This is a genomic window from Sphingomonas sp. KR3-1, assembly GCF_040049295.1.
GTDB lineage: Bacteria > Pseudomonadota > Alphaproteobacteria > Sphingomonadales > Sphingomonadaceae > Sphingomonas.
The window spans coordinates 457489-483313 of record NZ_JBDZDQ010000002.1; the positions used below are offsets into that span (position 1 = coordinate 457489).

The 25825-nt window shown below is 67.0% G+C and carries 22 protein-coding genes; 15 read left to right on the top strand and 7 right to left on the bottom strand.

Going from position 1 to position 25825, the window contains the following annotated elements; all coding sequences use genetic code 11:
• The first annotated feature begins 42 nt into the window (after window positions 1–42).
• The 4 genes from ABLE38_RS14000 (at window position 43) to ABLE38_RS14015 (ending at window position 5822) form a co-directional block, all read left to right on the top strand.
• Window positions 43–1980, top strand: coding sequence for a CocE/NonD family hydrolase (locus tag ABLE38_RS14000; protein ID WP_348974844.1), 1938 nt, complete (start codon window positions 43–45; stop codon window positions 1978–1980).
• Window positions 1981–2076: 96 nt separating this feature from the next.
• Window positions 2077–2952, top strand: coding sequence for an energy transducer TonB (locus tag ABLE38_RS14005; RefSeq protein ID WP_348974845.1), 876 nt, complete (start codon window positions 2077–2079; stop codon window positions 2950–2952).
• 72 nt (window positions 2953–3024) lie between these two features.
• Entirely contained in the window at window positions 3025–4410 is a 1386-nt protein-coding gene (locus ABLE38_RS14010) for a pitrilysin family protein (RefSeq protein WP_348974846.1), read from the top strand.
• Window positions 4410–5822, top strand: coding sequence for a pitrilysin family protein (locus tag ABLE38_RS14015; protein ID WP_348974847.1), 1413 nt, complete (start codon window positions 4410–4412; stop codon window positions 5820–5822). Before ABLE38_RS14010 ends, ABLE38_RS14015 begins: the two co-directional genes overlap by 1 nt.
• Window positions 5823–6088: 266 nt before the next feature.
• On the opposite strand, the gene ABLE38_RS14020 is transcribed toward ABLE38_RS14015, so the two are convergent.
• Window positions 6089–8089: an acyltransferase family protein gene (locus ABLE38_RS14020; RefSeq protein WP_348974848.1), complete on the bottom strand. Its 2001-nt coding sequence runs from the start codon at window positions 8087–8089 to the stop codon at window positions 6089–6091.
• A 122-nt stretch (window positions 8090–8211) separates the two neighbouring features.
• Between ABLE38_RS14020 and ABLE38_RS14025 the strand changes: the two genes are divergently transcribed.
• On the top strand, window positions 8212–9354 hold the full coding sequence (locus ABLE38_RS14025; RefSeq protein WP_348974849.1) for a hypothetical protein: 1143 nt from the start codon (window positions 8212–8214) through the stop codon (window positions 9352–9354).
• A gap of 69 nt (window positions 9355–9423) precedes the next feature.
• On the opposite strand, the gene rplL is transcribed toward ABLE38_RS14025, so the two are convergent.
• Together rplL and rplJ are read right to left on the bottom strand one after the other, a co-directional pair.
• Complete coding sequence (gene rplL / locus ABLE38_RS14030; RefSeq protein ID WP_135987337.1) at window positions 9424–9801, bottom strand: 50S ribosomal protein L7/L12; 378 nt, start codon at window positions 9799–9801, stop codon at window positions 9424–9426.
• 53 nt (window positions 9802–9854) lie between these two features.
• Window positions 9855–10370, bottom strand: coding sequence for a 50S ribosomal protein L10 (gene rplJ, locus ABLE38_RS14035; protein ID WP_348975218.1), 516 nt, complete (start codon window positions 10368–10370; stop codon window positions 9855–9857).
• 408 nt (window positions 10371–10778) lie between these two features.
• Here rplJ and ABLE38_RS14040 point away from each other — a divergent pair, with 408 nt between their 5' ends.
• Complete coding sequence (locus tag ABLE38_RS14040) at window positions 10779–13358, top strand: TonB-dependent receptor plug domain-containing protein (RefSeq protein ID WP_348974850.1); 2580 nt, start codon at window positions 10779–10781, stop codon at window positions 13356–13358.
• Window positions 13359–13410: 52 nt separating this feature from the next.
• Here the strand turns inward: ABLE38_RS14040 and ABLE38_RS14045 are convergent, their stop codons facing one another.
• On the bottom strand, window positions 13411–15195 hold the full coding sequence (locus ABLE38_RS14045; protein ID WP_348974851.1) for a hypothetical protein: 1785 nt from the start codon (window positions 15193–15195) through the stop codon (window positions 13411–13413).
• Window positions 15196–15444: 249 nt separating this feature from the next.
• On the opposite strand from ABLE38_RS14045, the gene ABLE38_RS14050 reads away from it, so the two are divergent.
• The 4 genes from ABLE38_RS14050 (at window position 15445) to ABLE38_RS14065 (ending at window position 17295) form a co-directional block, all read left to right on the top strand.
• The gene (locus tag ABLE38_RS14050; RefSeq protein ID WP_348974852.1) at window positions 15445–15921 is read left to right on the top strand and encodes a helix-turn-helix transcriptional regulator; all 477 of its coding nucleotides are present in this window, start codon (window positions 15445–15447) and stop codon (window positions 15919–15921) included.
• Between the two features lie 66 nt (window positions 15922–15987).
• Complete coding sequence (locus ABLE38_RS14055; protein ID WP_348974853.1) at window positions 15988–16338, top strand: hypothetical protein; 351 nt, start codon at window positions 15988–15990, stop codon at window positions 16336–16338.
• A gap of 45 nt (window positions 16339–16383) precedes the next feature.
• Window positions 16384–16815: a hypothetical protein gene (locus ABLE38_RS14060; RefSeq protein WP_348974854.1), complete on the top strand. Its 432-nt coding sequence runs from the start codon at window positions 16384–16386 to the stop codon at window positions 16813–16815.
• Window positions 16816–16830: 15 nt separating this feature from the next.
• The gene (locus ABLE38_RS14065; protein ID WP_348974855.1) at window positions 16831–17295 is read left to right on the top strand and encodes a hypothetical protein; all 465 of its coding nucleotides are present in this window, start codon (window positions 16831–16833) and stop codon (window positions 17293–17295) included.
• Window positions 17296–17361: 66 nt separating this feature from the next.
• Here ABLE38_RS14065 and ABLE38_RS14070 read toward each other — a convergent pair whose 3' ends face one another.
• Complete coding sequence (locus ABLE38_RS14070) at window positions 17362–18294, bottom strand: AraC family transcriptional regulator (RefSeq protein ID WP_348974856.1); 933 nt, start codon at window positions 18292–18294, stop codon at window positions 17362–17364.
• A gap of 268 nt (window positions 18295–18562) precedes the next feature.
• Between ABLE38_RS14070 and ABLE38_RS14075 the strand changes: the two genes are divergently transcribed.
• The 3 genes from ABLE38_RS14075 (at window position 18563) to ABLE38_RS14085 (ending at window position 20354) form a co-directional block, all read left to right on the top strand.
• Window positions 18563–18838, top strand: a complete 276-nt coding sequence (locus ABLE38_RS14075; RefSeq protein WP_348974857.1) for a DUF4242 domain-containing protein — start codon at window positions 18563–18565, stop codon at window positions 18836–18838.
• 3 nt (window positions 18839–18841) lie between these two features.
• Window positions 18842–19924 (top strand): helix-turn-helix domain-containing protein, encoded by a 1083-nt coding sequence (locus ABLE38_RS14080; protein WP_348974858.1) that lies wholly within the window; start codon window positions 18842–18844, stop codon window positions 19922–19924.
• Window positions 19925–20015: 91 nt separating this feature from the next.
• Entirely contained in the window at window positions 20016–20354 is a 339-nt protein-coding gene (locus ABLE38_RS14085; RefSeq protein WP_348974859.1) for a UrcA family protein, read from the top strand.
• 148 nt (window positions 20355–20502) lie between these two features.
• Here the strand turns inward: ABLE38_RS14085 and rplA are convergent, their stop codons facing one another.
• On the bottom strand, window positions 20503–21195 hold the full coding sequence (gene rplA / locus ABLE38_RS14090; RefSeq protein ID WP_348974860.1) for a 50S ribosomal protein L1: 693 nt from the start codon (window positions 21193–21195) through the stop codon (window positions 20503–20505).
• A 4-nt stretch (window positions 21196–21199) separates the two neighbouring features.
• Window positions 21200–21631, bottom strand: coding sequence for a 50S ribosomal protein L11 (rplK, locus tag ABLE38_RS14095; protein ID WP_348974861.1), 432 nt, complete (start codon window positions 21629–21631; stop codon window positions 21200–21202).
• A gap of 294 nt (window positions 21632–21925) precedes the next feature.
• Between rplK and ABLE38_RS14100 the strand changes: the two genes are divergently transcribed.
• Entirely contained in the window at window positions 21926–24475 is a 2550-nt protein-coding gene (locus ABLE38_RS14100; RefSeq protein ID WP_348974862.1) for a TonB-dependent receptor, read from the top strand.
• An 86-nt stretch (window positions 24476–24561) separates the two neighbouring features.
• Entirely contained in the window at window positions 24562–25797 is a 1236-nt protein-coding gene (locus tag ABLE38_RS14105; RefSeq protein ID WP_348974863.1) for a histidine-type phosphatase, read from the top strand.
• Window positions 25798–25825 lie beyond the last annotated feature (28 nt).

Sequence of the window (25825 nt, forward strand, 5' to 3'; positions counted from 1 at the left end):
TTTGGGCCTATCGAACGCGCTTCCTCAGGGAGACAAGATCACATGAAGAAGTCGCTGCTCGCGCTCGCCGCCGGAACCGCCATCCTCGCCGCCACCGTCGCCCAGGCGCAGGAAAGTCCGCAGGCCGCGCCGCCCGCGTTCAACGACATCCCGGCGAACTTCCAGCCGCCCGCGCAGGAAGCCGACTATATCAAGCGCGAAGTGATGATCCCGATGCGCGACGGGACCAAGCTCTACACCGTCTTCATCATCCCCAAGGGGGCGAAGAACGCACCGATCCTGTTCACCCGCACGCCCTACAACGCCGCTGGCCGCGTCGTCCGCACGCAGAGCGGCAAGATGCTCAACACTCTGCCCGAGGGCGACGAGGTGTTCGTCAAGGCCGGCTATATCCGCGCCTTCCAGGACATTCGCGGCAAGTACCGGTCCGAGGGCGACTATGTCATCACCCGCCCGCCGGTCGGCCCGCTCAACCCGACCAAGGTCGATCACACCACCGACGCGTGGGACTCGATCGACTGGATGACCAAGAACCTCCCCGAGAGCAACGGCAAGGTCGGCATGCTCGGCTCGTCGTACGAGGGCTTCACCGTCGTCATGGCGCTGCTCAATCCGCACCCGGCGCTCAAGGTCGCCGCGCCCGAAAGCCCGATGATCGACGGCTGGATGGGCGACGACTGGTTCCACAACGGCGCCTTCCGCCTCGCCAATATCGGCTGGATCGGCGCGCAGACCGGTTACAAGGGCGACGGCAAGGCCCCGCCGCGTCCAGACTGGGACGATTACGAGACCTTCCGCAAGGTCGGCTCGGCCGGCGATTGGGCGAAGAAGTTCGGCTATGACCAGCTGCCCGCCTGGAACAAGATGTCCGAGCATGTCGCCTACGACCAGTTCTGGCAGCTCCAGGCGCTCGACAAGCTGATCGCCGAAAAGCCCTCCAACGTGCCGACCCTGTGGGAGCAGGGCATCTGGGATCACGAGGACATGTACGGCGCGATCCACTCGTGGGAGGCGATGCAGAAGACGTCGTCGGCCGACAAGAACTTCCTGCTGATGGGCCCGTGGCGCCATTCGGGCTTCAACTATAACGGCTCGACGCTCGGCGAGCTCGCCTTCAACGGCGACACCGCGCTCCAGGCCCGCCGCGATATCCTGCTGCCGTTCTTCAATGCCTATCTCAAGGACGGCGCGCCGCCCTTCACCCCGGCCAAGGCAAGCTTCTACAATACCGGCGACAACCGCTGGGAATATCTCAACAAATGGCCGCTCGCCGGCGGCACGAGCGATACCCCGCTCACTCCGATCTACCTCAAGCCCGGCGAGGGCCTGGGCTTCGACAAGCCGGCGGCCGGCTCGGACAGCTACATCGCCGATCCCGCCAAGCCGGTGCCGCATCTGCCGCGCCCGGTGAACTTCCAGGACGGCCGCTGGTCGACCTATCTCGTCACCGACCAGCGCTTCGTCGACGGCCGGCCCGACGTGATGACCTACATGACCGACCCGCTGACCGCCCCGGTCCGCGTCTCGGGCGCGCCGCTTGCGGACATCTTCGCCAAGACCACCGGGACCGACGGCGATTTCGTCGTCAAGGTGATCGACGTTTATCCGGACGAGAACGCCACCAAGAAGGAGATGGGCGGCTTCCAGCTGCCGATCGCGCTCGACATCTTCCGCGGCCGCTACCGCAACTCGTTCGAGCACCCGACGGCAATCCCCGCCAACAAGGTCCAGGAATACAAGTTCCGCCTGCCGACGGTGAACCACGTCTTCCAGCCGGGGCACCGGATCATGGTGCAGGTCCAGTCGAGCCTGTTCCCGGTCTATGACCGCAACCCGCAGAAGTTCGTGCCCAACATCTTCTTCGCCAAGCCCGAGGACTATCAGAAGGCGACGGTGACGCTGATGTATGGCGGCGCCCAGTCGAGCAGCGTGCAGCTGCCGGTGGTGCCGCTCGACCAGTCGGCGAACATGGCGAAGTGATCGCACGGAACCGGGGCGTTATCGGGCTTGGTAACGCTCCGGACACGGCGTAGCACGGCATCGGTTGCGGCACGGTCACGCCGCTGGGGGAGCGCGATGATCAAATCGGCGATATTTGGCCTGGCGCTTGCCGGCAGTATCGGGCTGGGCGGCCCGGCGGCATTTGCGCAGGACAAGCCGATCGACACGCTGACCCGGTCCAGCCAGTGGCTGGTCAATTTCGACGACGATTCCTGCCAGCTGATGGCCGAGTTCGGCCCGCCCGAGGATCGGATGGTCCTCAAGTTCACCCGCTATTCGACCGGCGACAGCACCGATATCGCGGTGATCGGCAATCGGCTCAAGAACGGATCGACCTGGTTCGATGTGAGCTTCGACTTCGGCCTGGGCAAGCCGACCACGCGGCAGGCCGCCGGCGGATCCCAGGGTACGATGCCGGCGATCTTCGTCGTCGGCGTGCGCTATGACGGGCTGGACTCGGGAGCGCGCGACCAAGGTGATCCTTTTCCCGATCTCACCCCTGCGCAGGAAGCAGCCATCACCGGGGTCAAGGTGGCGGTTTCGGGCAAGAAGCCCTTCCGGCTCCAATTTGGCCCGCTTGATCGGCCGATGGCAACGATGCGCCGTTGCATCACCGATCTCGTGCAGAGCTGGGGCTATGATCCGGTGGTCATCAAGGGGCTCAGCCGCCGCCTGAAGCCGATAGTTAGTCCCGGCAGCTGGTTTTCGAGCGATGATTTCCCGGATCAGGCAATGGCCGGCGGCCATAATGGCCTGCTCCGATTCCGGCTCGATATCGACGAGAAGGGCGGCGTGGCGGGCTGCCACATCCTCGATCGCACCGATCCCGATGATTTCGCCAAGGTCACCTGCAACCGGCTGACCAAGAACGCGCATTTCAAGCCGGCCCTGGATGCGAACGGCAAGGTGGTGCGCGCCTTCTATCTCGGCTCCATTTCGTGGAAGGCCTGATCCGCGGACTGCCCTCTTCCCAACCCGGTATCGTAGTGAAATAAAACACCGACTCACCCGAGAGGAAAAGCAATGAGGAAGTGGAGTCTCGCGCTCGCCCTGGCGGCGGCCGCCGTTCCGGCGCTCGCGCACGCCCAACCCGCCGCACCGGCGGGTGCGCTGCACGTCGATACCCAATATTTCACGCTGCCCAACGGCCTGCGCGTGGTGCTGACCAAGGACAGCATCGCCCCCACGGTCACGGTCGGCGTCTATTACGGCATTGGCTTCCGCGTCGAACCGCGCGACCGCACCGGCTTCGCCCATCTGTTCGAGCATCTGATGTTCCAGGGATCGAAGCACGCGCCCAAGGGCGTGTTCGACACCACGATCACCAATTCGGGCGGCGTCAACAACGGCTCGACCCGCTTCGATTTCACCAATTATTACGAGATCCTGCCCTCGGGCGCGCTCGAGCGGATGCTGTGGCTCGAGGCCGATCGCATGGCCAATCCGGTGATCGACGATGTCGTGCTCAAGAACCAGCAGGGCGTGGTCGGCAACGAGATCAAGGTCAATGTGCTCAACCAGCCCTACAGCACCTGGCCGTGGATCGACCTGCCGATGCTGGCCAACACCAACTGGTACAACAGCCATAATTTCTACGGCGACCTGAAGGAAGTCGAGGCCGCGACCGTCCCCGACGCGCAGAGCTTCTCGAAACAGTTCTATCGGCCGAACAACGCCGTGCTCGTGATCGCCGGCGACCTCGACTATGCCGCCACCCGGGCGATGGTGGAGAAGTATTTCGGCCCGATCCCCGCTGCCGCGCCGGTCGCGCAGCCCGACATCTCCGAGCCGCGCCAGACCGAAGAGAAGTTCAGGAGCCGCGTCGATGCGCTGGCGCCCAAGCCCGGCTATGCCGCGGGCTATCATGTGCCCGCGCGCGGCACGCCCGAATGGTATGCGATGGGGCTGATCGACCAGATCCTCGTCCAGGGCGACGACAGCCGGCTGTTCCGCAAGCTCGTCACCGATACCGGCATCGCCGGCGAGATCGACGGCGGGATCAACGGCGATCTCGGCAACATGTTCAACTATCGCGGGCCGATGCTGTGGAGCTTCAGCTTCACGCATGATCCGACGCACTCGACCGCGCAGATCACCCAGGCGGTGGACGAAGTGATCGAGGAGCTGCGCAGCAAGCCGGTCAGCGCCGCCGAGCTCGAGCGCGCGCGCACCAAGATGCGCTCGGCGCTGTACGGCACGATCGACGGGGGCGGCCGCGTCGGCCTGGTCGACTTGCTCGCCGTCTATGCGCTGTTCGACAATGATCCCGCCGCGGTGAACCGGATCGAGGCCGGCTTCGCCCAGGTGACGCCCGCGCTGATCCAGAAGACCGCGCAGGAATATCTCCGCAAGACCAATCGCTCGGTCTACGTCATCGCGCCTGGTGCCCAGGCAAAGGGAGGCAAGTGATGAAGCGCGCGCTCCTCGCATTCGCGGTCCTGCTCGCCGCTCCCGTTCCGGCGCTGGCGCAGGACAGTTTCCCGCCCGCGCCGCCGATCGCCGATCCCAAGCCGTTCACGCTGCCGGCCACCGAGACCTACACGCTGCCCAACGGGCTGCAGGTCACGCTGATTCCCTATGGCATCGCGCCCAAGACCGTCGTGTCGCTGCGTGTCCGCGCCGGCGCGGTCAATGAAGGCGACGCAGTGTGGCTTTCCGAGGTCACCGGCGCGCTGATGAAGGAAGGCGCCGCCGGCAAGACCGCCGCCGATCTCGCCGCCGCGGCGGCGGGGATGGGCGGCCAGCTCGACGTCAGCGCCGGCATGCAGACCACCGGCATCGGCACCAACGTCCTTTCCGAATATGCCCCCGCCGCGATCCAGCTGGTCAGCGACGTGGCGATCCGCCCGACCTTGCCGGCGAGCGAGCTTGCCCGGGTGAAGGCCAATCTCGGCCGCCAGCTCTCGGTCGCGCTGTCGCAGCCGGGCACGGTGGCCGATGTCGCGCTGGGCCGCACCGTATACGGCGCGAACCACCCCTATGGCCGGCTGATCCCCGGCGCCGGGCAGCTCCAGGGCTATACGATCGCGCAGGTGCGGGCCTTTCACGACGGTCAGTTCGGGGCCAAGCGCGCGCATCTCTATGTCGCCGGTCGGTTCGATGCGGTGGCGGTGAAGGCGGCGATCGACAAGGCGTTCGCCGGCTGGGCCGCCGGCCCCGCGCCGGTGATGCTCGAAAGCCCGCACAAGCCGGGCCCGCAGATCGTGCTGATCGACCGTCCCGGCGCGCCGCAGACCACGCTGCGCCTCGCCTTCGATGCCAGCCGCGCGGGCACCGATGCGGATATCCCGCAGCGCGTGACCAATGCGCTGCTCGGCGGCGCGTTCAGCTCGCGCATCACGGTCAATATCCGCGAGGACAAGGGCTATACCTATTCGCCCTATTCGGACATCGACTTCAGTCCCGAACAGGCGCTGTGGGGCTTCCAGGCGGACGTGACCACCGAGCATACCGGGGACTCGCTCAAGGAGGTCTTCAAGGAGATCCGCCGCATGCAGACCGAGCCGGTGCCGGCCGAGGAAGCCAAGGGCATCCGCACCTATCTGGCCGGGTTGTTCGCGATCTCGAACTCGACCTCGGCCGCGGTGACCGGCACGCTGGCAACGCGCGACCTGCTCGGCCTGCCCGCCGACTGGACCGAGCGCTACGTCCCCGCGGTGCTGGCGGTGACGCCCGAGCAGATGATGGCCTCGGCCAGGGCAGGCTATCCGATCGGCAAGCTGATCCTGGTGGTGGTCGGCGACCTCAAGACCGTCGTCCCCCAGCTCAAGGCACAGCCCGAGCTGGCGAACGTCCCGATGACCACGGTGACGGTGCCGTGACCTCTAATTTCCCCTCCCTGCAAGGGAGGGGGCAGAAGGCTTGCAATGTAGGATTTCGCCTGCTTGGCTCAGGCGGTCGGTGTGGCGGCCGGCCGCTCTTTGCCCTGTTGGAAACATAGGATCTCGCGCACGCAAGGATATTGCGAGATGCGGCGCGTTGGCGGGAACTCTGTCAACCTAAGCGCCGCGAAAACCCGCCCTTGGCGTGAACTTTGAGGACTTTGGCGAGTCGCCAGCATCCGCGCTGTTGGAGCCGTCGCGGCGCGTCACCGCACCCCCAGCACCGTCCGCTTGAGGTCGGCATAGATCAGGTCGTTGCCCAGCCCGCTTGGATGGTCGCCATCGAAGAACAGCGGGCGCCCGCCCGGCAGCGCTTCGCAGGTCTGGCCCGGGCAGAAGATCGGCAGCGGGTCCCACAGGATCATCGCCGGCTGGCTTGCGGCGAGCGCGCTCATCCCGCGCATCACCTTGCGGCGGCGCTCGAGCATCGCCTCGCGGCCGATCGTCAGGCCGTGACAGGCCGGGTTGGCGCGATTGAACCAGTCGGCGCAGCGGAAGGTCGGGCTGGGGAAGGTCGGCTTGGGGGCCTCGAGCACCAGGCGCGCGCCCCTTGCCGCCAGCCGCTGTGCGATGCCCTGCGCCTCGGCGAGCGCAGCGGGGGAGACGCTGTCGTCATGCGGGCCGATCAGGTCGTGGTCGTTCTCGAACTGGTTGGCGAGGCGGGTGACGCGCAATCCGGGCAGGAACACGACGTCGCCCGGCCGGGAGCGGCTGACGATGTCCTGCTCGACGCCGTCATACCACCCCGCGCAGCGCGGGCGCGAGGCGTGGCTCTCGATCAGCTTGAAATAGGGGCAACCCGCACGGAAATAGAGCCGCACGCTGGCGCCGGTCTCCGCCGCCAGCCGCATCAGCGCAGGGGCATAGGCGAGGGCGTGCGAGTCCCCCGGCACGAACAGCGTGAAGCCCTCGGGCCGCGCACAGCGCGGCGCCCAGGCAGTGACCTTGCCGCCTGCGAGCCGCGTGTCGCTGGCGGTGGGCGTGCAGCCGGTCAGCTCGACCGGCAGCGGCCGGTTCGGCTCGGCATACCAGGCGAAGCGGTCGCCGGTGACGCTGAGCGTGATCCGGTCATGCGCCGCGATCAGCGCCTGGCCGGCCAGCGCCGTCACGATCACGCCGGCAATCGCCGCGACCACCACGCGGCCGCGCGGCCAGCCGGCGAGGCGGCGGCTGGTGCGCAGCGGCTTCTCGACGAGGAAATAGGAGAGGACCGCGAGCGCCACGGCGATCGCCAGCGCGGCGAGCTGGAGCGCGAGCGTGTGCAGTCCGCAGGTCCAGCGGAACAGCACGAACACCGGCCAGTGCCACAGGTAGAGCGAATAGGAGAGCAGGCCGACGCCCACGAGCGGCCGGCTGCCGAGCAGGCGCGGTGCGGTGCCGCCCAGGATCGCCATGAGGAGGAGCGCGGTCCCGCCGACGGGCAGCAGCGCCCCGGGGAAGGGGAAGAACGGTCCTTCGGGCAGCACGAAGCCCGCGATGATCAGCAGCATGCCGAGCGGCGCCAGCCAGCGCCTCGACGCCGCCCAGGGCTGCCAGCGCTCCCGGGTCAGGCAGAGCAGCATGCCGGCGCCCAGCTCCCAGAAGCGCGGGAAGATCAGGTAGAAGGCGAATTTGGGGGCAAGCAGGGCCAGTATCGCACACAGCAGCAGCGAGGCCGCGGAGAGGATCGTCACCAGCCGCACTGCCTTGGGTCCCGAATGCAGCTTGTGGTGCCACCACAGGATGAAGGGGAAGAACAGGTAGAACTGCTCCTCGACGCCGAGCGACCAGGTGTGGGTGAGGGGGTTGTACGCCGCCTGCGGGCCGAAATAGCTGTCGGTGTCGGTCGCCAGCACGATGTTGCTGAGACCGAAAAAGGCGAAGCGGGCGACCTGCGCCAGGCTGTTGCTCAGCCAGGCATCGGGGATGAACAGCTGGGCGGCGAGCAGCGTGGCGAGCAGCATCGCCACCAGCGCCGGCATGATCCGCATCAGCCGCCGGGCGTAGAAATAGCCGGCGAGCTGCTTGAGGCTGGTGAACTCGCGGCCGAGCAGCGATCCGGTCACCACGAAGCCGGAGATCACGAAGAAGATGTCCACCCCGGTGAAGCCGCCGGGCAGCGATCGGGGCCAGAGGTGGAAGAGGATCACCGAGGTGACGGCAACGGCGCGCAGCGCGTCGATCGCCGGAATATAGCCGGTCCGGTCCCCGGTTCGCTCGCCAACCACGCCTGTCTCCCTTTCGAACGCCTCTAAGCGAGCGGACGGGCGGGGACAATCCGCCCTTGCGGTGCGGCGAGCGGCGCGCGATGTGCAGCCATTGTTCATCTTCGCAGGGCCAGGAAAAGCCAGTGAACGCAGGGAGGCTCAAGACCCGCTGGCTATGCGGCCTTGCCGCGGCGACGCTCGCCGCGCCGCTGGCGCATGCGCAGGACGCGCCGGCGCCGAGCCCGAGCGCCGCGCCGGTGATCGTCCCGCCGCCGCGCCTCCAGCAGCAGCTGCCGGGAGTGATTCCCGAACGCTTCAGCATCGCACCCGCGCCGAGCCCGACCCCCGCACCGGCGCCAAGCCCCACGCCGAGCGCCAGCGCCCGGCCGCAGCGCCAGTTGCCCGCCGCCCGCTCCGCGCCGCCGCGCGCCGCTCCTGCGCCGGCCGCGGCCACGCCGACGCCGGCTGCGACGCCGGTACCGGCCGCCGCGCCCAGCCCGGTCGCTAGCGCCGTGCCGGCGCCCTTGCCCCAGCCGGTCGCTACCTCGGCAGCAGCCGAGCCGGCGCCTGCCACACCCCCCTGGATCTGGGCTGCGGCAGGTGCCGGCGGCACGGCGCTGCTCGGGTTCGGTGCCTGGCTGCTGTTCAGCCTCCGCCGCCGCGATGAAGACGAGGAAGCGGTGTTCGAGCCTGAGCCCATAGTCGCCGCACCGCCGCCGCCGGTCACGCCGCCCCGGGGGCTGACGCCCGCCGCGCCGGTGTCGCCACCGGCGCCGGTTGCGAGCGGCAGCGCGCCGTTCGAGCTCCAGCTCAACCCGCACCGCATCGCCTTCGCCGAGCGCGAGGTGCTGCTCGAGTTCGAGTTGCTGGTCGGCAACGCCTCCGGCGCGCTCGCCGAGAATATCCGCATCGCCTTCGCCGCGATGAGCGCGCATGCCCGGCAGGACGAGGTCATTGCCGGCTTCCATGGCGGCCCGCCAGGCACTCCGGGCGGCGAGCCTTTCGACCTGCCCGCCGGCGGTGGCGCCCGCATGCCGGTGCGCCTCGCCATTCCGCGCGAGGGCGTGAATGTGGTGCAGGTGAGCGGCCGGCCGATGTTCGTGCCGATCGTGCTGATCGACCTGCGCTGGCGCGGCGGCCTCAGCATCCGCCGCTTCGGGCTGGACTTCATCCTGGGCACGGCGGGGCAGGGCGACAAGCTGGGCCCGATCTGGCTCGATCGCCCGGCACCGAGCGGCCCGCTTGCGGCGCACCGCTATTTCGCCAGGGAAGCCGCGGCGGCCTGAACACCCCAAAGGAAAAGGGCGGCCCGTTGCCGGACCGCCCTGATCTTTGGTGCTGAGAAGCTAAGAAGCTTACTTGACCTCGACGGTCGCGCCAGCTTCCTCGAGCTGCTTCTTGATCTTCTCGGCCTCGTCCTTGTTGACGCCTTCCTTGACAGCCTTCGGAGCCGACTCAACGAGGGTCTTCGCCTCGGTCAGGCCCAGGCCGGTGATGGCGCGGACTTCCTTGATGACGTTGATCTTCTTGCCACCGTCGCCGGTGAGGATCACGTCGAACTCGGTCTGCTCTTCAGCAGCCGGGGCAGCGGCGCCACCGCCAGCGGCCGGAGCGGCGGCAACGGCAGCGGCGGCCGAGACGCCCCACTTCTCTTCGAGAAGCTTCGAGAGCTCGGCGGCTTCGAGAACGGTCAGCTCGGAGAGCTGGTCGACGAGTGCGTTAAGGTCAGCCATGATAAACTCCAATCAAATCAAATGGGTTAGGGAATAAGTCTCGAAAAGGCCGCTCAGGCGGCCTCCTTCTCCGCATAAGCCGAAAGGACGCGCGCAATCTGCGCGGCCGGCGCCTGGGTGATGGTCGCGAGCTTGGTCGCGGGGGCAACGATGAGCCCCACGATCTTCGCACGCAGTTCATCCAGCGACGGCATCGTCGCGAGCGCCTTGACGCCCTCGGCATTCAGCAGCTGCGCGCCCATTGCTCCGCCGACGATCTCGAGCTTGTCGTTCGTCTTGGCGAATTCCGCGATGACCTTGGCCGCAGCCACGGGATCGGCGGAAGTGGCGAGAGCGGTCGGACCCGTGAGCAGGTCCGCGATCACCGAGTAATCGGTGCCCTCGGTAGCAATCTTGGCGAGCTTGTTCTTCGAGACCTTATAGGTCGCGCCGGCTGCGCGCATCTTGTTGCGGAGGTCCGTCGACTGCTTGACGGTCATCCCGAGATTGCGGGTGACAACCACCACGCCGACCTCGTTGAAGGTGCGGTTCAGCTCGGCAACGGCGTCGGCCTTTTGGGAACGATCCATGCCGGTCTCCTCGTTATGAGCAAGTCCCTTGCGGGAATGCCCGGTTACAACATGTCCGAGGGGAAGGATCGTCGTGGCCAGGATATCCCTGGGCATGACCCGAACGCTCCGCGTGCGGAGCCGGTCGGTAAAAATCTGTCCCCGTCTAGGCGAGAGATTAAGCGGGGCATATTCCCCGCACTCGCTGTCTCGGACGGTCTCCTCCCGAAGGAGGAAGGCGCGCCAATAGCGATTCTTGTGGATAAGTCAACCGAGCGCCGGCCGCGCGGGGAGAGGGGTCGGCAGTCTGCCTCGATTGTTTCATAAGCGTGTCCCTAATGTGTCTCAGAACCTCAACGGGACTGCCACATGCCGGGCCTAGGCGCCGTTGCTGCGGCGCAACGAAGCCGCGATTCCCAGGGGGGTTCCATGACCGTTCGCCACGCGCTTCGCGCCACTGTTTGCGCTGCCGCTCTTTCCTTCGCCGCCATGGCCGCGGCGCCGGCCTATGCCCAGGATCAGACCGCGCCCGTCGTCGACGAACAGGCGCCCGAGAATGCCGGTGACGGCTCGATCCTCGTCACTGCCAAGCAGACGCGCTCGGCGACCGCGATCCCGGCGAGCGAGATCCAGAAGATCCTGCCGGGCGTCTCGCCGCTGAAGGCGATCCAGACGCTGCCCGGCGTGCTCTACGTGACCGCCGATCCCTGGGGCAACAACGAGCAGAACGCCCAGATCTTCATCCATGGCTTTGCCGGCAACCAGCTTGGCTACACGATGGACGGCATCCCGCTCGGCGACCAGAGCTACGGCAACTATAACGGCCTTTCGCCGCAGCGCGCGGTGATCTCCGAGAATGTCGGCCGCGTCGTCGTGGCGGCGGGCGCAGGCGATCTCGCCACCGCGTCGAACAGCAACCTGGGCGGCACGGTCGAGACCTATTCGTCCGATCCCACGCCGGGCTTCGGCCTGATCACCAATCAGACGCTCGGCAGCTACAACACCTCGCGCACCTTCCTACGCCTCGACACCGGCAATTTCGGCCGCGATGGCAGCACCGATGCCGGCTATGTCTCGGTCGCGCGCCAGAAGGCCAAGGCCTGGGACTTCAACGGCTGGCAGGGCGGCTGGCAGGCGAACGGCAAGTTCGTGCACGACGACAGCGTCGGCAAGCTCACGCTGTTCCTCGACTATAACGACATGAAGCAGCCGAACGAGGACGCCACCGTCTTCTTCAAGCCGACGCCGCCGGCAACGGCGACCGCGGTGCAGCTCTATACGCCCTATACCAAGCCATTCTTCTACCCCGCGTTCGATGCCTATCGGAACAGCTACCTGACCGCGCTGGGCAATTCGCCGGCGTCGGTGGGCAGCAACTACCGCAACTATTATTCGGACGCGCAGCGCACCGACTGGCTGACCTATGCGCGCTACGACGCCAAGATCGCCGACAATGTCACGCTGTCGAACACCTTCTATTTCCACCACAATGACGGTGTCGGCGTCGTCGCCGGCCCGCTCGGCCAGTCGATCACGACCGCGCAGCCCTATCTCGATCCGAACTATGCGACACTGGCGACCAACTGCCGCTTCGGCACCAACGCCAACGGCATCCGTCCCACCGCCTGCACCACGCTGACCGACGCGCAGGCGGCGGCGCGTGGCGCCGCGCTGGTCGCGGCGACGGGCGGCTCGGGCATGATCACCCGCACCACCGAATATCGCATCGACCGCGAGGGCGGGATCACTGCGCTGAATATCGATCTCGGCAACCACAAGATCGAGCTGGGCGGCTGGTTCGAGCATAACAGCACGACGCAGTGGCGCCGCTGGTATGCGGTCCCGGCCGCCAATCCGGGGATCAGCACGCCCTATATTCGCCCCCTCGACGCGGCCCAGCCGCTGTTCACCCAGTATCAGGGCGAGGCGCGGATCAACGAGCTGCAGCTCCATGTGCAGGACACCTGGCAGGTGTTCGAGCCGCTCCTCGTCCAGTTCGGCTTCAAGACCAGCGCGCAATGGGCCGATGGCTGGTTCCCGGTGCAGCCCAAGCTGGGCTCGCTGTCGGGCCTGACCGGTGGCCTGCCCGAGGGCAAGATCAACACGCTGAAGTGGTTTCTGCCGGCCATCGGCGCGACCTATGACTTCAACGGGCACGAGCAAGTCTATTTCAACGTCCAGAAGAACCTGCGTCAGTATCAGGCATATCTGGCCGGTGGCGGCGGCCCGTGGTTCACCGGCAGCCAGACTGCGTTCAACGCTTTCGCCACCGACGGCAAGCCCGAGAGCAGCTGGACCTATGAAGCCGGCCTGCGCACGCATCGCAGCTTCGGCGGCGGCATCGGGCTCGACGCGCAGATCAACTATTACCATGTCGACTTCAGCGACCGCCTGCTGGCGATCTCGACCAATCCGGGCGGCATCGCCGGCGGCCAGATCGCGGGCGGCACCTCGATCCTGGTGAACGTCGGCGACGTGAAGACCAACGGCGTCGATGCGGCCTTCACGCTGCGCTTCGGCCGCGCCTTCTCGTTCTACAACGCGGTCTCGTACAATCTCTCCAAGTACCAGAGCGACTATACGTCGGCGGCAACCGGCATCGGCGGTGCCACCGACAGCTGCATCGGCGGCTATGTGGTGGTGGCCGGTGTCGTCCCGACCTGTGGCAAGCAGCTGCCCGGCACGCCGAAGTGGATGAACAAGAGCGTCGCGACGCTCAATGTCGGTCCGGTCGAAGCGCAGCTCGTCGGCGACTATGTCGGCAAGCGCTACGCGACCTTCTCCAACGATGCGAGCGTCGGCTCCTACTTCCTCGCCTCGGTCAGCCTGGGTGTCGACCTGCCGGCCGAGGCGCTCGGGATGAAGAAGGCCAAGCTCAGCCTCAACGTCACCAACCTGGGCGACATCAAGGGCGTCTCGACGCTCTCGATCGGCTCGGCGACGAACAGCTACTCGGCCTATCCGATCCCGCCGCGCCAGTGGTTCGTCACCTATTCGGCGAACTTCTGATCGACGCTTGAAGACGGGAACGGGCGCTCCGGGAAGCCGGGGCGCCCTTTTCCTATAGGGTCGCCAGTAACGCGCGCGCCCGCGCGGCCTCGGGCGAATCATAGGCGCCGTTCGCCACCGGGATCAGCGCCTTGCGCGCCGCGGGCAGGTTGCCGCGCTTCGCCAGCGCCTCGCCGAGCAGCAGCCGCGGGCCGGGCGCAGCGGGCACCGCGTCGGCGGCCTTCATCAGCCCTTCGATCGCGACATCGGGCGCCGCTTCGCCGGCATCGGCATAGCTGCGGTAGAAGGCGAGCAGGGGCAGGGGATTCTCGGTATCGGCGCGATTGGCCTGGGCGATCGTCCGGCGCGCGGACTTGAGCATCGAAGCCCGATCGGCTCCAGACGCGGCGAGCGCGAGCAGCACCAGGCCGCTGCCCTTCCAGGCGAGCGCATCGCTGTTGCCCGGCGCCGCGGCGAGCGCGCGCTCCGCCGCCGCAACGCATTCGGTGCCGTTGCCGCTGCGGCACTCGGCCTCGGCGAGCAACAGCTGCGCCTGCAGGTTCGCGGGATAGCGCGCGGCGTTCTTGCGCACGCCCTCGATCCAGCGGTCGCGCTCGGCGATCGCGTTGCGGCGTGCCTGGGCGAGGCGGGGATCGTCGCTCGCGGGCGGCACGTCGATGCGGGCACCCAGCTCGAGCCGGCCCTTGACGAACGCAGCCTCGCCCTGGGTCAATTGGCGCAGGCTCGGCTCGCCGGCGCGATCGGCCGGATAGGTCATCTGCTCATAGGGCAGCTTGTGATCGTCATACGCCATCAGCTCGCGCTCGAGCTTGCCGATATCGCCGAACGCCGCGGCCGCCTGCTCCATCGATCCGCCTGCCGCGATCGTCGCGAGATAGGCGTGGAGCTGGCCCTTCCGCTCGTTCGAGAAGAACAGCATGTGGGTGAGCGCCCAGGCATGATAGGGCGTCCAGCGCTCGGTGGTGCGCTTCTCGGCGAGGTAACGGCCGGTGAGGATGTCGGCGAGCGGCATGCGCAGATACCGGCCCATCACCTTCTGATAGGCGGCGGGCGCGCGGCCATATTCGATGCTGCCGTCACCCTGCGTCGCGATCGTCGAGAACAGCTCGCCAAAGCCGTCAACATACCAGCGCGGATAGGCGTTGGGGAAATAGGTGAGCAGCCAGTTCTGCGCGAAGCCGGCATAGATGCGGCTCTCCGCCGGGATCGGCACGGTCGAGCCGTTGACGTCGATTGCGAGCGGATCGTTCTGCGCAAAGGTCGCGCCAGCGCCTGCGAGGTAGACGCTCATCCCCGGCATGTCCGCGGCGGCAACGGTATCGGGGCCGCCGCCGCCCTGCACTGAACTGACAAGCGCCGGCAGGATCGCGGAAAGCGGCGTGCCCTGCTCCAGGATCGCGCGCGAATCGTTGCGGCTCGCCGCCATCACCGGCCCGTCCTCGCGCGGATCGTAATAGCGCTGGAAGGGGAAGGCGGCGACATAAGGGCCGCTGCTCGAGCGCAGGTTCTTCAAATGCATCGCATCGAACTCGGCCGTGTCGCCGACGAGGGTGACGCGCAGCTTCACGGCGATGTCGGGCTGGTCGACGCGGTTGAGCAGCACCGAGAGCAGGAAATGCAGCCGCTCCAGATTGTGCGCGATGCGGGTCAGGTCTTTTTCGCTGCCGTCGCTGATCACCACGACGTGGTCGGTCTCGGCCTGGCGCCAGCTGCTCGGCTTGTCGCGCAGGCCTCGCACAACGATCGCGGCGTCCTGGCCGGCATTTGTTTCCTGCGCCTGAGCAACGCCCGGCAAGCCGATCAGAAACAGTGCCAAAATCGCAGAGGTGCCCTGCATATTCGCCTCTCCCTCTTCTCTCCCGATGCGCTACTATGCACCGGAAAACGGGGGAAGGGGAGCGGGCGTCATGCGAGCTCGGCCACGTCCGGAACGGCAGGCGGCTCACCTGGTGCGGGTGGTCCGGTCGCGGCTGGCTAGCTTCCCGGCATCAATCGATTTTTTCTGTCTGCGACCTGCGACGAAACCCGCCGAAAACTACACCAACTCGGTTGGATTCGCGCGGGCGATGGCTAAAAGCAGGCTGCGATGGTGACCGGGACGATTGAGCAGCTGACAGCGCGTGAACGCGACTGCCTGCGCCTTGTGGGGCGTGGCATGTCGTCGAAGGAAATTGCGCTCGCGCTCGGCCTCTCGCCCCTCACCGTCGACGGCTATCTCAAGGAAGCAGTGCGCACGCTCGGGGTCTCGGGCCGGCGCGAGGCTGCGCGGGTGCTCGCCGCGCACGAAGACGTCTCTCCTGTGGAGGCGGAAACGCCCCCCCAAAATTTGGGGGGCGAGCCGCTGGACCTTGCCGAAACGGTGCATTCCGGAGTTCCATTGCCACCGAAACGGTCCGAAGGCGAACCGCGTTTTCGGGTCCCGTTTCTGAGACAGGGGAAGCAAATCAATGAACTGGACCCGCTCAACCGCTTGATGTGGATCTTTGGCCTCGCGTTGCTGATGCTGATCGCGGTGGCCAACTTCCTCAACGGCCTGGGCGCGCTCTGGCGCATTACCAGCTAGCTCCGGTCTCTTTCGACACTGTCAATGTAACCCCGTCGCGGCCGCTGGCTGCGCGAAGGAGGACCTATGCCTTCTGCCAAGAAGATTGCATCCGTGCGCATCGCCCGTTCGCTCCAGCCCGCGGAGCTCGCGGTCAATCAAGCCGCCCTCAAGGTGCTCGCCATGGGCACTGCCGTGCTCACTGCGCGCGCCGACGGCACCTTCCACCCGCTCGAGGCGCAGAGCGCAGTGGACTATGTCGGCGAAGCGACGGCCAAGGTCTTCGGCGCGCTTTCGGATATCAAGAAAGCACATGGCGAGCTGCGCAGTGCGGCGATCCGCCATCAGATCCTCGGCGAGGGCGATCTCTACCAGACGCCGCCGCACGGTGAGGAGCCGATCGGCATCGTCACGCCCCTGATCGCAGCCGTAGCATGAGGAGGGCGTTGACTTGGACCAGTTTCGCTGGTGCGATCATGTCGCATGAATGTGATCGTCTATCTCAGCCTGTTGTTGACGTGCTGCCTCTACGCGCTTGCGCGGGGCGGCACGCCCGAACGGGTGGCCGTCGCGATCCTCGTCACCGCAGTGGTGGCGTCGACCTTGGTGCCTTCCATGGGATCGCATCGATTCTATCAACTCGAGGTCGGCATGCTCGCGGTCGACACCTGCCTGTTCGTCTCGATGACGGCGCTGGCGCTCCGCGCGCAACGCTACTGGCCGATGTGGCTGGCCGCGGTGAAGCTCAACACGGTGATCACGCATCTGCTGATCCTCGCGCCGACGCTGCCGCCCTGGTCCTACGCGATCGCCAATGCGGCATGGAGCTATCCCAGCCCGCTGTTGATCGCGATCGGCGCGATACGGCACCGGCAGCGCTTGCGGCGCTATGGCGCGGACCCCGCCTGGTCCTGAACCGGGAGGTGCGTCATGGCTGAGGCAGACAACGCGCTGTACCGCCTGCGCGAACGTCCGGTCATTCCGAGCCGCGGCGCGACCGGAGGGGCGGGCTTCACCGGTACGGCGACCGATTTGGTGGAGGGCATCTATCGCTCGCGCCGGCTGCGCGACGACGTCTTCGGGCCGATCGCGGGCCAGTTCCGCGAGCCGACCTGGGATATCCTGCTCGACCTCTATCTCGCCGCCGCCAAGGGGCGCCCGGTATCGGTAAGCAGTGCCTGTATCGGCAGCGGCGCGCCGCAGACCACGGCGATCCGCCATCTCGCCCTTCTCGAGAGCGCCGGGCTGGTGGTCCGCACGCCCAATCCGATGGACAATCGTGCCGGTATCGTCACGCTCACCGAGGAAGCGATCCGCCGGATCGATGACTGGGCACGGCGCGTGCGCGGTGCCTGGAAGGCGGACACGCCCTTGCCGGGCGATCCGCTCGCTTAGCCGCCCCTTTTCGATGGGGGAGGCGAAAAGGGGCCGAGGGCAGCGCCTTCGGCCCTTTTTGCTGCCTCAGCCGCGTTCACGCGCGTCCGATGGCGTCATGCCGAAGCGGCGGCGGAAGCAGCGGTTGAAATAGGAGATGTCGCCAAAGCCGCTCTCCAGCGCGATCGCGGCGATCGGGCGATGCTGCCAGGCCGGATCGCATAGCCGCGCGCGCGCCTGGTCGAGCCGCATCGCCAGCACGCAATCGGCGAAGCTGCTGCCCTCGGCCGCGAACAGCTTGCGCAGATAGACCGGCGAGATGCCCTGCCGGGCCGCCACGCCGGCGATCGACAGCTCGGGCCGCCAGGCGTTGCGGCGGATGTCCGCCTTGGCGAGCGCCAGCCGCGCCGCCCCTGCCGAGGCGCGGCGGCCGGGATCGGGCAGCGCGCCCAGCGCCAGCAGCGCCAGGTCGCAGATATGGTCCGCCACGATCGCTCCCAGACCGTCGACGGGGGCGAGCGTCTCCACCAGTTGGGTGTAGCGCGTGAGCAGCGCTAGCGCCGGCGTGACTGCAGGCAAGGCGCGGGCGAGCCGGTCATGCACGTCGGGCATGCGCTGGGCCAGCTCGGCGCCGGGCAGTCGGATGTTGAGAAAGTCGACTCCCCCCGGGTGGATCGAGCGGCCCAGCTCGGCGCTGTGGAGCAGGGCGGCATCGCCGGGCGCCAGCTCGGCGCGGCGCCCGCATTGCTCGACCGCGCCGTGCGCGCCGCCATGGACGATCAGCAGCAGCTCGTCGCCGCCGGCCAAGTCCGGCGTCTTGGCGAAGATCGCGCCCGATGTGTGCCCGCGCACAAAGGCGACGCGCTCCACCGCATGCGCGCTGAAGCTGCAGGCAAAGGGGAGCTCCCCCACGGGATCGAGCGCGACGTTGAGGATCTCGCGGCCATAGAGCGCACGCCATGCCTCGGTGCGCACGGGCGCGGGCAGGGTGTCGGTCGAGAATCGCAGCGGGGCTTGCATGTCCTCGTCGATACGGGAAAGTATCGCTGAGTCCAACTGTCCGGAAGCGGACAGTCCAAGATGCCGCCGTCACCGACGGGTAGAATGGTTCTCGTCGTTGTCTTTGTAACTTCTAGCGATTTCGTTTCGTTGGATACGGTATGCATAGCGGTTTTGACTTGGCCGGAGCGGCATGTGCTTTTGCCCCCGCAACTTGTCCGTATCGCCATCTTTCGATCGAACCAATGTGGTGCGAGGTTACTTCGGCAACATGAGGAGGGTTGTTGTCATGAAACATTACATCATCGAAAGACAAATTTCCGGAATACACACATTCGACCAAGACAAGATGCGCAAGGGGGCGGCTTCGTCCAATGCAGCACTTGACGAGATCGGCGGCCGCGCGCGCTGGCTGCAGTCGTTCGTCCTCGAAGATCGTACCCTGTGCAGCTATCTCGCCGAGGACGAGGCCGCGATCCACGAGCACGCGCGGCTCTCGGGTTTTCCCGCCTCGCGGATCTTCGAAGTCGCGGCCGTGATCGGTCCCGAGACTGCGAGCGGCTGAGGCATGGATCTTTCCCCCAGTAACGCGCCCGAGGGGCGCCGCGTACTCGACGTCACCATCGTCATGCTCGATGACGGCCTGTCCTCGACAGCGGTGATGCCCACCGAGATTTTCCATTCCGCCGGCAGCCTGTGGAACGCGCTGCACGACGAGCCCGAATATCCCGGGTTCCGCGTGCGCACCGCTTCTCTGCGCGGGGCGGCCGTCCGCACGCCCTATGGCTTCGGCATGACGCCCGAAGTCGCGGTCGAAGCCGTCGAGCGCAGCGATATCGTCATCGTGCCCACCTCGGGCCTCGATCTCGATCTCAAGCTGGTCGAGAACAGCGCGCTGCTGCCCTGGCTGCGGCGCCAGCACGCGTCGGGCGCCTATATCGTCGGCGTCTGCATGGGCGCTGCCTATCTCGCCGCGGCCGGGCTGCTCGACGGCCGGCTGGCGACCACCCATTGGGCAGCGTGCGGCGAGATGGCGACGCGCTTCCCGCGAGTGCGCTGGCATCCCGAGCTGTTCATGACCGAGGACCAGCGCATCCTGTGCAGCGGCGGGGTAGGGGCATCGATCGACATCAGCCTCTATCTGGTCGAGAAGTTCTGCGGCCACGATGTCGCGGTGCAGACCGCCAAGGCGCTGTTGTTGCCGATGCCGCGGCTGATGCAGTCGGGCTATGCGGTGCTGCCGGTTTCGCGGGCGCATGACGATCCGCAGATCCGGGCGATCGAGGCATGGCTGCAGGAGAATTTCCGCAAGGAAGTGTCGATCCCCGAGCTCGCCGCGCGCGTGCATCTGGGCGCGCGGACCTTCGTGCGGCGGTTCAAGTCGGCCACCGGGCGGCTGCCCGCGGCCTATATCCAGGCGCTCCGCATCGAAGCGGCCAAGACGATGCTCGAGCATGAGGATCGCTCGGTTGCGGTGATTTCCGAGGCGGTCGGCTATCTCGATCTCGGTTTCTTCCGGGCGCTGTTCAAGCGGATGACGGGCATGACGCCCGGCCAGTATCGCGCGGAATTCGCGCCGATCAGCGTGCGCGGCCATGCGCCGCCTGCGCTCCACCTCGTGCCGGGCGACGCGCTCGTCGGGCATTGCTGAGGCGACAGCCTCCAACGCTTTGAAAAGACAAGAGTTCGCGGGTCGCAGCCGCGCGCGCCTTCGCGCGCCTCAACCCCAAGGAGTGTTTTCGATGTTTCGTACCCTGTTGTTCACCACGCTGGCCTTCGGGCTGGCGGCGCCGGCGCTTGGCCGGCCCTTCGACGATCCGCAGCCGGTCTCGCGGACGGTCTCGGTCCGCGATCTAAACCTCGCGACCGACGCCGGCGCTCGCGAGCTCGATCGGCGCATCCAGGCGGCGGCGCGTTTCGTCTGCCGGATTCCCAATCCGAGTCTAGCCATCCCCTTCGTCTATTCGCGGCCCTGTGTGGCGGAGGCGTTGCGGGACGTCGCCCCGCGGGTAGCCAACGCCGTCGCGCTCGCCCGCAGCAACCAGCTGCGGATGAGCGCCATCCAGGTCTCCACCCGCTAGGGCTGGCGACAAGCGATCCCTCGCTTGACCTGACAGGGCCGGGCAATTCCCCGATTTCCCGGCCCTGTTCTTTGCCCAGGCGCGGGACGCAAAAAAAGGCCCGGGAGGATCGCTCCTCCCGGGCCCATTTTTCAGCTTGTCGCCAGGATCAGACGGTCGCGACTTCGGCGACGTCGACCTTCACGCCCGGGCCCATCGTCGAGCTGAGGGCGACCTTCTTCAGGTACTTGCCCTTGGCGCCCGACGGCTTGGCCTTGACCACGGCGTCGACCAGCGCGTCGAAATTGGCGCGCAGGTCCTCCGCCGGGAACGACGCCTTGCCGATGCCCGAGTGGATGATGCCGGCCTTTTCGACGCGGTACTCGACCTGGCCGCCCTTGGCGGCCTTGACGGCCTCGGCGACGTTCATGGTCACGGTGCCGAGCTTCGGGTTCGGCATCAGGCCCTTCGGACCCAGCACCTTGCCGAGGCGGCCGACCAGGCCCATCATGTCCGGGGTCGCGATGCAGCGATCGAACTCTATCTTGCCGCCCTGGACGATCTCGAGCAGGTCCTCGGCGCCGACCACGTCGGCACCGGCCTCGCGGGCCTCGTCAGCCTTGGCGCCCTTGGCGAACACGCCGACGCGCACGGTCTTGCCGGTGCCCTTGGGCAGGGTCACCACGCCGCGGACCATCTGGTCGGCGTGACGCGGATCGACGCCCAGGTTGAGCGCGACTTCGATCGACTCGTCGAACTTCGAGGTGGCGTTGGCCTTCACCAGCGCGATCGCCTCGTCCACGCCGTGCAGCTTCTCGCCGTCGACGGTCCAGGCCTTCTGCTTCTTCGTGAGCTTTGCCATGTCCTTAGCCCTCCACAACCTGGAGGCCCATCGCGCGGGCCGAGCCCTCGATGATGCGGGTGGCCGCCTCGATATCGTTAGCGTTGAGATCCTTCATCTTGATCTCGGCGATTTCGCTCAGCTTCGAGCGCGCGATCTTTCCGGCGGAAACCTTGCCCGGCTCCTTCGAGCCCGACTTCAGGTTCGCGGCCTTCTTGATCAGATAGGTCGCCGGCGGCGTCTTGGTCTCGAACGAGAACGAGCGGTCCGCATAGACGGTGATGACGGTGGGGAGGGGCGTGCCCTTCTCCATGTCGCCGGTCGAGGCGTTGAACGCCTTGCAGAATTCCATGATGTTCACGCCGCGCTGACCCAGCGCAGGGCCGATCGGCGGCGAGGGGTTTGCAGAGCCGGCCGGCACCTGCAGCTTGATATAGCCGGTAATCTTCTTTGCCATGTCACTCTCTTTCGTGGGGAGGGGCCAAAGGCCGATCCCCTGATCAAGTCGAGCGGTTAAAGCGGCCGAGCGAACCCGGCCTCCCGCGGTTTTTCCGTAGCTGTTGCTCTGGAAGGGCGCGCGCCTAACGCAATATGCGTTCGAACGCAAATGCTTCTGTGCCGAACCGCCGAAAACCGCGGTTTTCTGTCACAAAACTGCCAAACATTAACTTTTGGTAATGTTCGGGATTTACCCCGAACTGTCATTTGTGCAGCGCAACCGGCGGCCTCCTAAAGGGGGGAACCAGAAACAATGCGCACCGCACGCTCCACTTTCCTTGCGCGTCCCGCGCTTGCCGCGCTCGTCATGGGCATCGCGCTCGGCGTCGCCGCTCCGGCCTTCGCGCAGGACCAGGCTGCGCCTGCCGCCGAGGCGCAGGAAGCGCCGCCGCAGGAGATCGTCGTCACCGGCCAGCGCGCCGCCCAGCGCGCCGCGAACCTCGAGAAGCGCGATGCCGACAACACGGTCGAGACGCTGCATGCCAACGATGTCGGCAAGCTCCCCGACCAGAACGTCGCCGAGGCGATCAAGCGCCTGCCTGGCCTGTCGGTCGCCAACGACCAGGGCGAGGGCCGCTACGTCATCATCCGCGGCATCGATCCGAACCTGATCAACGTCACGCTCAACGGCCAGACGTTGCCCGCGCCGGAACCCGCCGGCCGCCAGGTCAAGCTCGACGATCTGCCCTCGGGCATGATCCAGTCGGTCACCGTCAGCAAGTCGCTGCTCGCCAGCCAGGACGCCAATGCGGTGGGCGGCGAGGTCAATATCAAGACCAAGACCGGCTTCGACAGCCGCAATCCCTTTTTCCTCGATGCGCGGGGCGCGATCGGCCGCTACGACATGAACCACAAGGCGCCCTGGGAGCTCGACGGCACGCTGGGCGGCCATTCGGGCGATTTCGGCGCAGTGGTCTCGGTCAATTATTCGCGCCGTCCGATCGAGTCCGAGAATTTCCAGGGCTCGACCGCCTATACCGCCGCCGGCGCACCCGACGGCAACGGCCTGCGCGACTATAACCTGATCCGCACCCGCCTGGGCGTGGTCGGCAATTTCGACTGGCATCCGAGCGATGGCGTGAAGCTGTACCTGCGCACCAGCTATTCGAAGTTCCAGGACCACGAGACCCGCGACCAGAACCGCCTGGCGATCACCACCCCGACGCCCGGTGCGCTCAAGGCGACCGGCACGATCCTCGTCCGCCACCGCGAGGAGGACGACAACACCAAGTCGGCCACGCTGGGCGGCGAGTTCGACCTGGGCGGCGGCAAGCTCGAGGCCTCGGGGGGCTGGACGCGCGCGGTGAAGATCGATCCGATCCGCAGCGAGTTCACTTTCGGCACCGCCAAGGGGGCGGTGTTCGCGACCCTCGACAGCAGCACCGATCCCTACACGCTGGTGCCGAGCGGCACCACGGCGGGGATCTTCGACGATCCCAGCAAGTTCAGCCTGACCAAGTTCAACTACGAGACCCGCCAGGCCAGCGAGGATGTGTGGCAGGGCCGCGTGGATTACAGCCATCCGATCGCGATCGGCGACGACAGCGCTATCAAGTTCGGCGCCAAATATCTCGAGCGCCGCAAGAAGAACAACCAGGATAAGCGCAACTACAAGAACGGCACGCTCTGGACGATGACCAACGTCGCCTATGCCGCCGATCCGAACTTCTATGACGGCATGTTCCACTTCGGCCAGCGGATCGATTACGGCGCCGCGCTCGCCTATACCCAGGCCAATCCCGGCGTCATCGCGATCGACAATGGCACGTCCCTCTCGGACTCGCTGTCGAGCGATTATGACGTGCGCGAGAAGATTAGCGCCGGCTATGTGATGGCGACGCTGCGCTTCGGCGCGCTGACCCTGATCCCCGGCGTGCGCGTCGAGCATACCGACGACGATACCCGGGCGAAGATCGTCCATACCGGCTCCACGCTGGCGGACGGCTACAACAGCCATGGAGAGAACGGCTATACCGACGTCTTCCCGGGCCTGAACGCCAAGTTCGAGATGGCGCATAACCTGTTCCTGCGCGGTGCCGTCACCACCTCGATCGGCCGCCCCAACTATGCGGACCTCGCGCCGTACATCACCGTCGACAGCACTGCCTCGCCGACGGCGATCGCGCTCGGCAACCCGGACCTCAAGCCCTATCGCGCGGTCAATTACGACGCGTCGATCGAATATTATCCCTCGCCGGACACGCTGTTCGTCGCCGGCTTCTTCCACAAGGACATCGACAACCCGATCTACAAGACGGGCAACCCGGTGACCAATGGCACCTATGCCGGCGTGACCTATCCCAGCGCGTTCGTCACCAAGCCGATCAACGTCGACAGCGAGACGCTGAGCGGTGTCGAGTTCAACGCCCAGACCCAGTTCACCTTCCTTCCCGGCCCGCTGAGCGGCTTCGGCGTGTCGGCGAACTTCACCCATGTCTGGGGCCATGCCAACGGCCTGCCGGGCCGTGCCGGCGACCTGCCGCTCGGCTTCCAGTCGAAGAATGTCGGCAACGTCCAGCTCTTCTACGAGAAGTACGGCCTCGCCGCGCGCCTCGCCTTCAACTATCGCTCCTCCTATCTCGACACGCTGGCCGGCAGCGCCGCGCTCGACCAGTTCACTGACGGCAATGGCCAGCTCGACCTTCACGTCAGCTACCAGGTCATTCCAGCGATCACGCTGTTCGGCGACGCGGTGAACATGACCAACGCGCCGTGGCGCCGCTATATCGGCACCAAGCCGTTCCTGGTCGAGCGTGAGCAATATGGCGCGCTGCTGCGCGGCGGCGTGCAGCTGCACTTCTAGCGCGGAAGAGACCGCATGCCGACGCTGGTCAGCATGCGGTCTCGCGAAGCAGACTATCACGGAACGCGAAGGAGAGGGCGATGCGCATGACGAGGTTCCGTACCCTGTTGGGCAGCATCGCCCTTGCGCTCACTCTTTCCGGCAATGGGCCCGCAGGTCCGGCCGCCGATGCGCCGTCAGGGCTCCGCGTGGACCGCGTCGTGCTGCTGATGCGGCACGGCGTGCGCCCGCCGACCAAGGCGCAGCCCATGCCCGCCGGCGTGGCGGCCGATCCCTGGCCGAGCTGGCCGATCGCACCCGGCTGGCTCACGCCGCACGGCGCTATCGCGATCGGCCGGCTCGGCAGCTGGGACGGGGCACGCCTGCGCCGCCTCGGCGTGCTGCCCGCCACCGGGTGCCCGGCACCGGGCGCGGTGACCGTTGTCGCGGACAGCGACCAGCGCACGATTGCCACTGCTGACGCCTGGCTCGCCACGCTCGCGCCAGGCTGCGGCATCCCCAACCGGCACCGGCCGCAGGGCGAGGCCGATCCGGTCTTCTCCGCGATCGAGCAGGGGCAGGGCGGCTATGATCCCGCCAGGGCAGATGCCGCGGTTGCCGCCGCTCTCGGCTCGGGTGGCATCGCCGCCGTCGAGGCGCGCCACCGCGCACTGCTTACTCGGCTCGACAAGATCCTGTGCGGCGCGGCCAAGTCCGGCTGCGGCGTCTCCGCCGAGCCTTCGAGCATCGCGCCCGCCAGCGCCGGCAAGCGCCCCAAGCTCGGCGGCGCGCTCGACCGCGCCTCGACTGCCGCGCAGATCCTGCTGCTCGAATATGCCGACGGCAAGCCGATGGCCGAGGTGGGCTGGGGCCGCGCCTCGCCCAGCGACGTCACTGCGCTCTCCGCCTTTCACGCGCTCGAATTCCGCCTGCTCGCCCGCCCGCCGCATGTCGCTGCCGCGAACCTGGCCGGCATCGCGCCGATTCTGCGCGACGGGCTGACCGGCAAGGCGGTGGTCACGCTCGTCTCCGGCCATGACACCAATGTCGCCAATCTCGGCGGCCTGCTCGGCATCCACTGGCAGGTGCCCGGCATCGCTGCCGACGATCCTGCGCCCGGCGGGGCGATCGTGCTCGAGCGGCTGCGCGACGCCAAGGGTGCGCTCTATGTCCGCGCGCGCTACCGCGCCCAGGCGCTCGAGCAGATCCGCAGCGCCGCGCCGCTTGCTGCCAATGCGCCCTATGATGCCGTGCTGCCGATCCCGGGCTGCACTGCGCGCGGCGTCGCCGGCCTGTGCACGCTGGCGCAGTTCGAGGCGAAGCTGGCGCCCGCGCTGCACTGATTCCGACCAATCACCGCTTGCCAAGGCG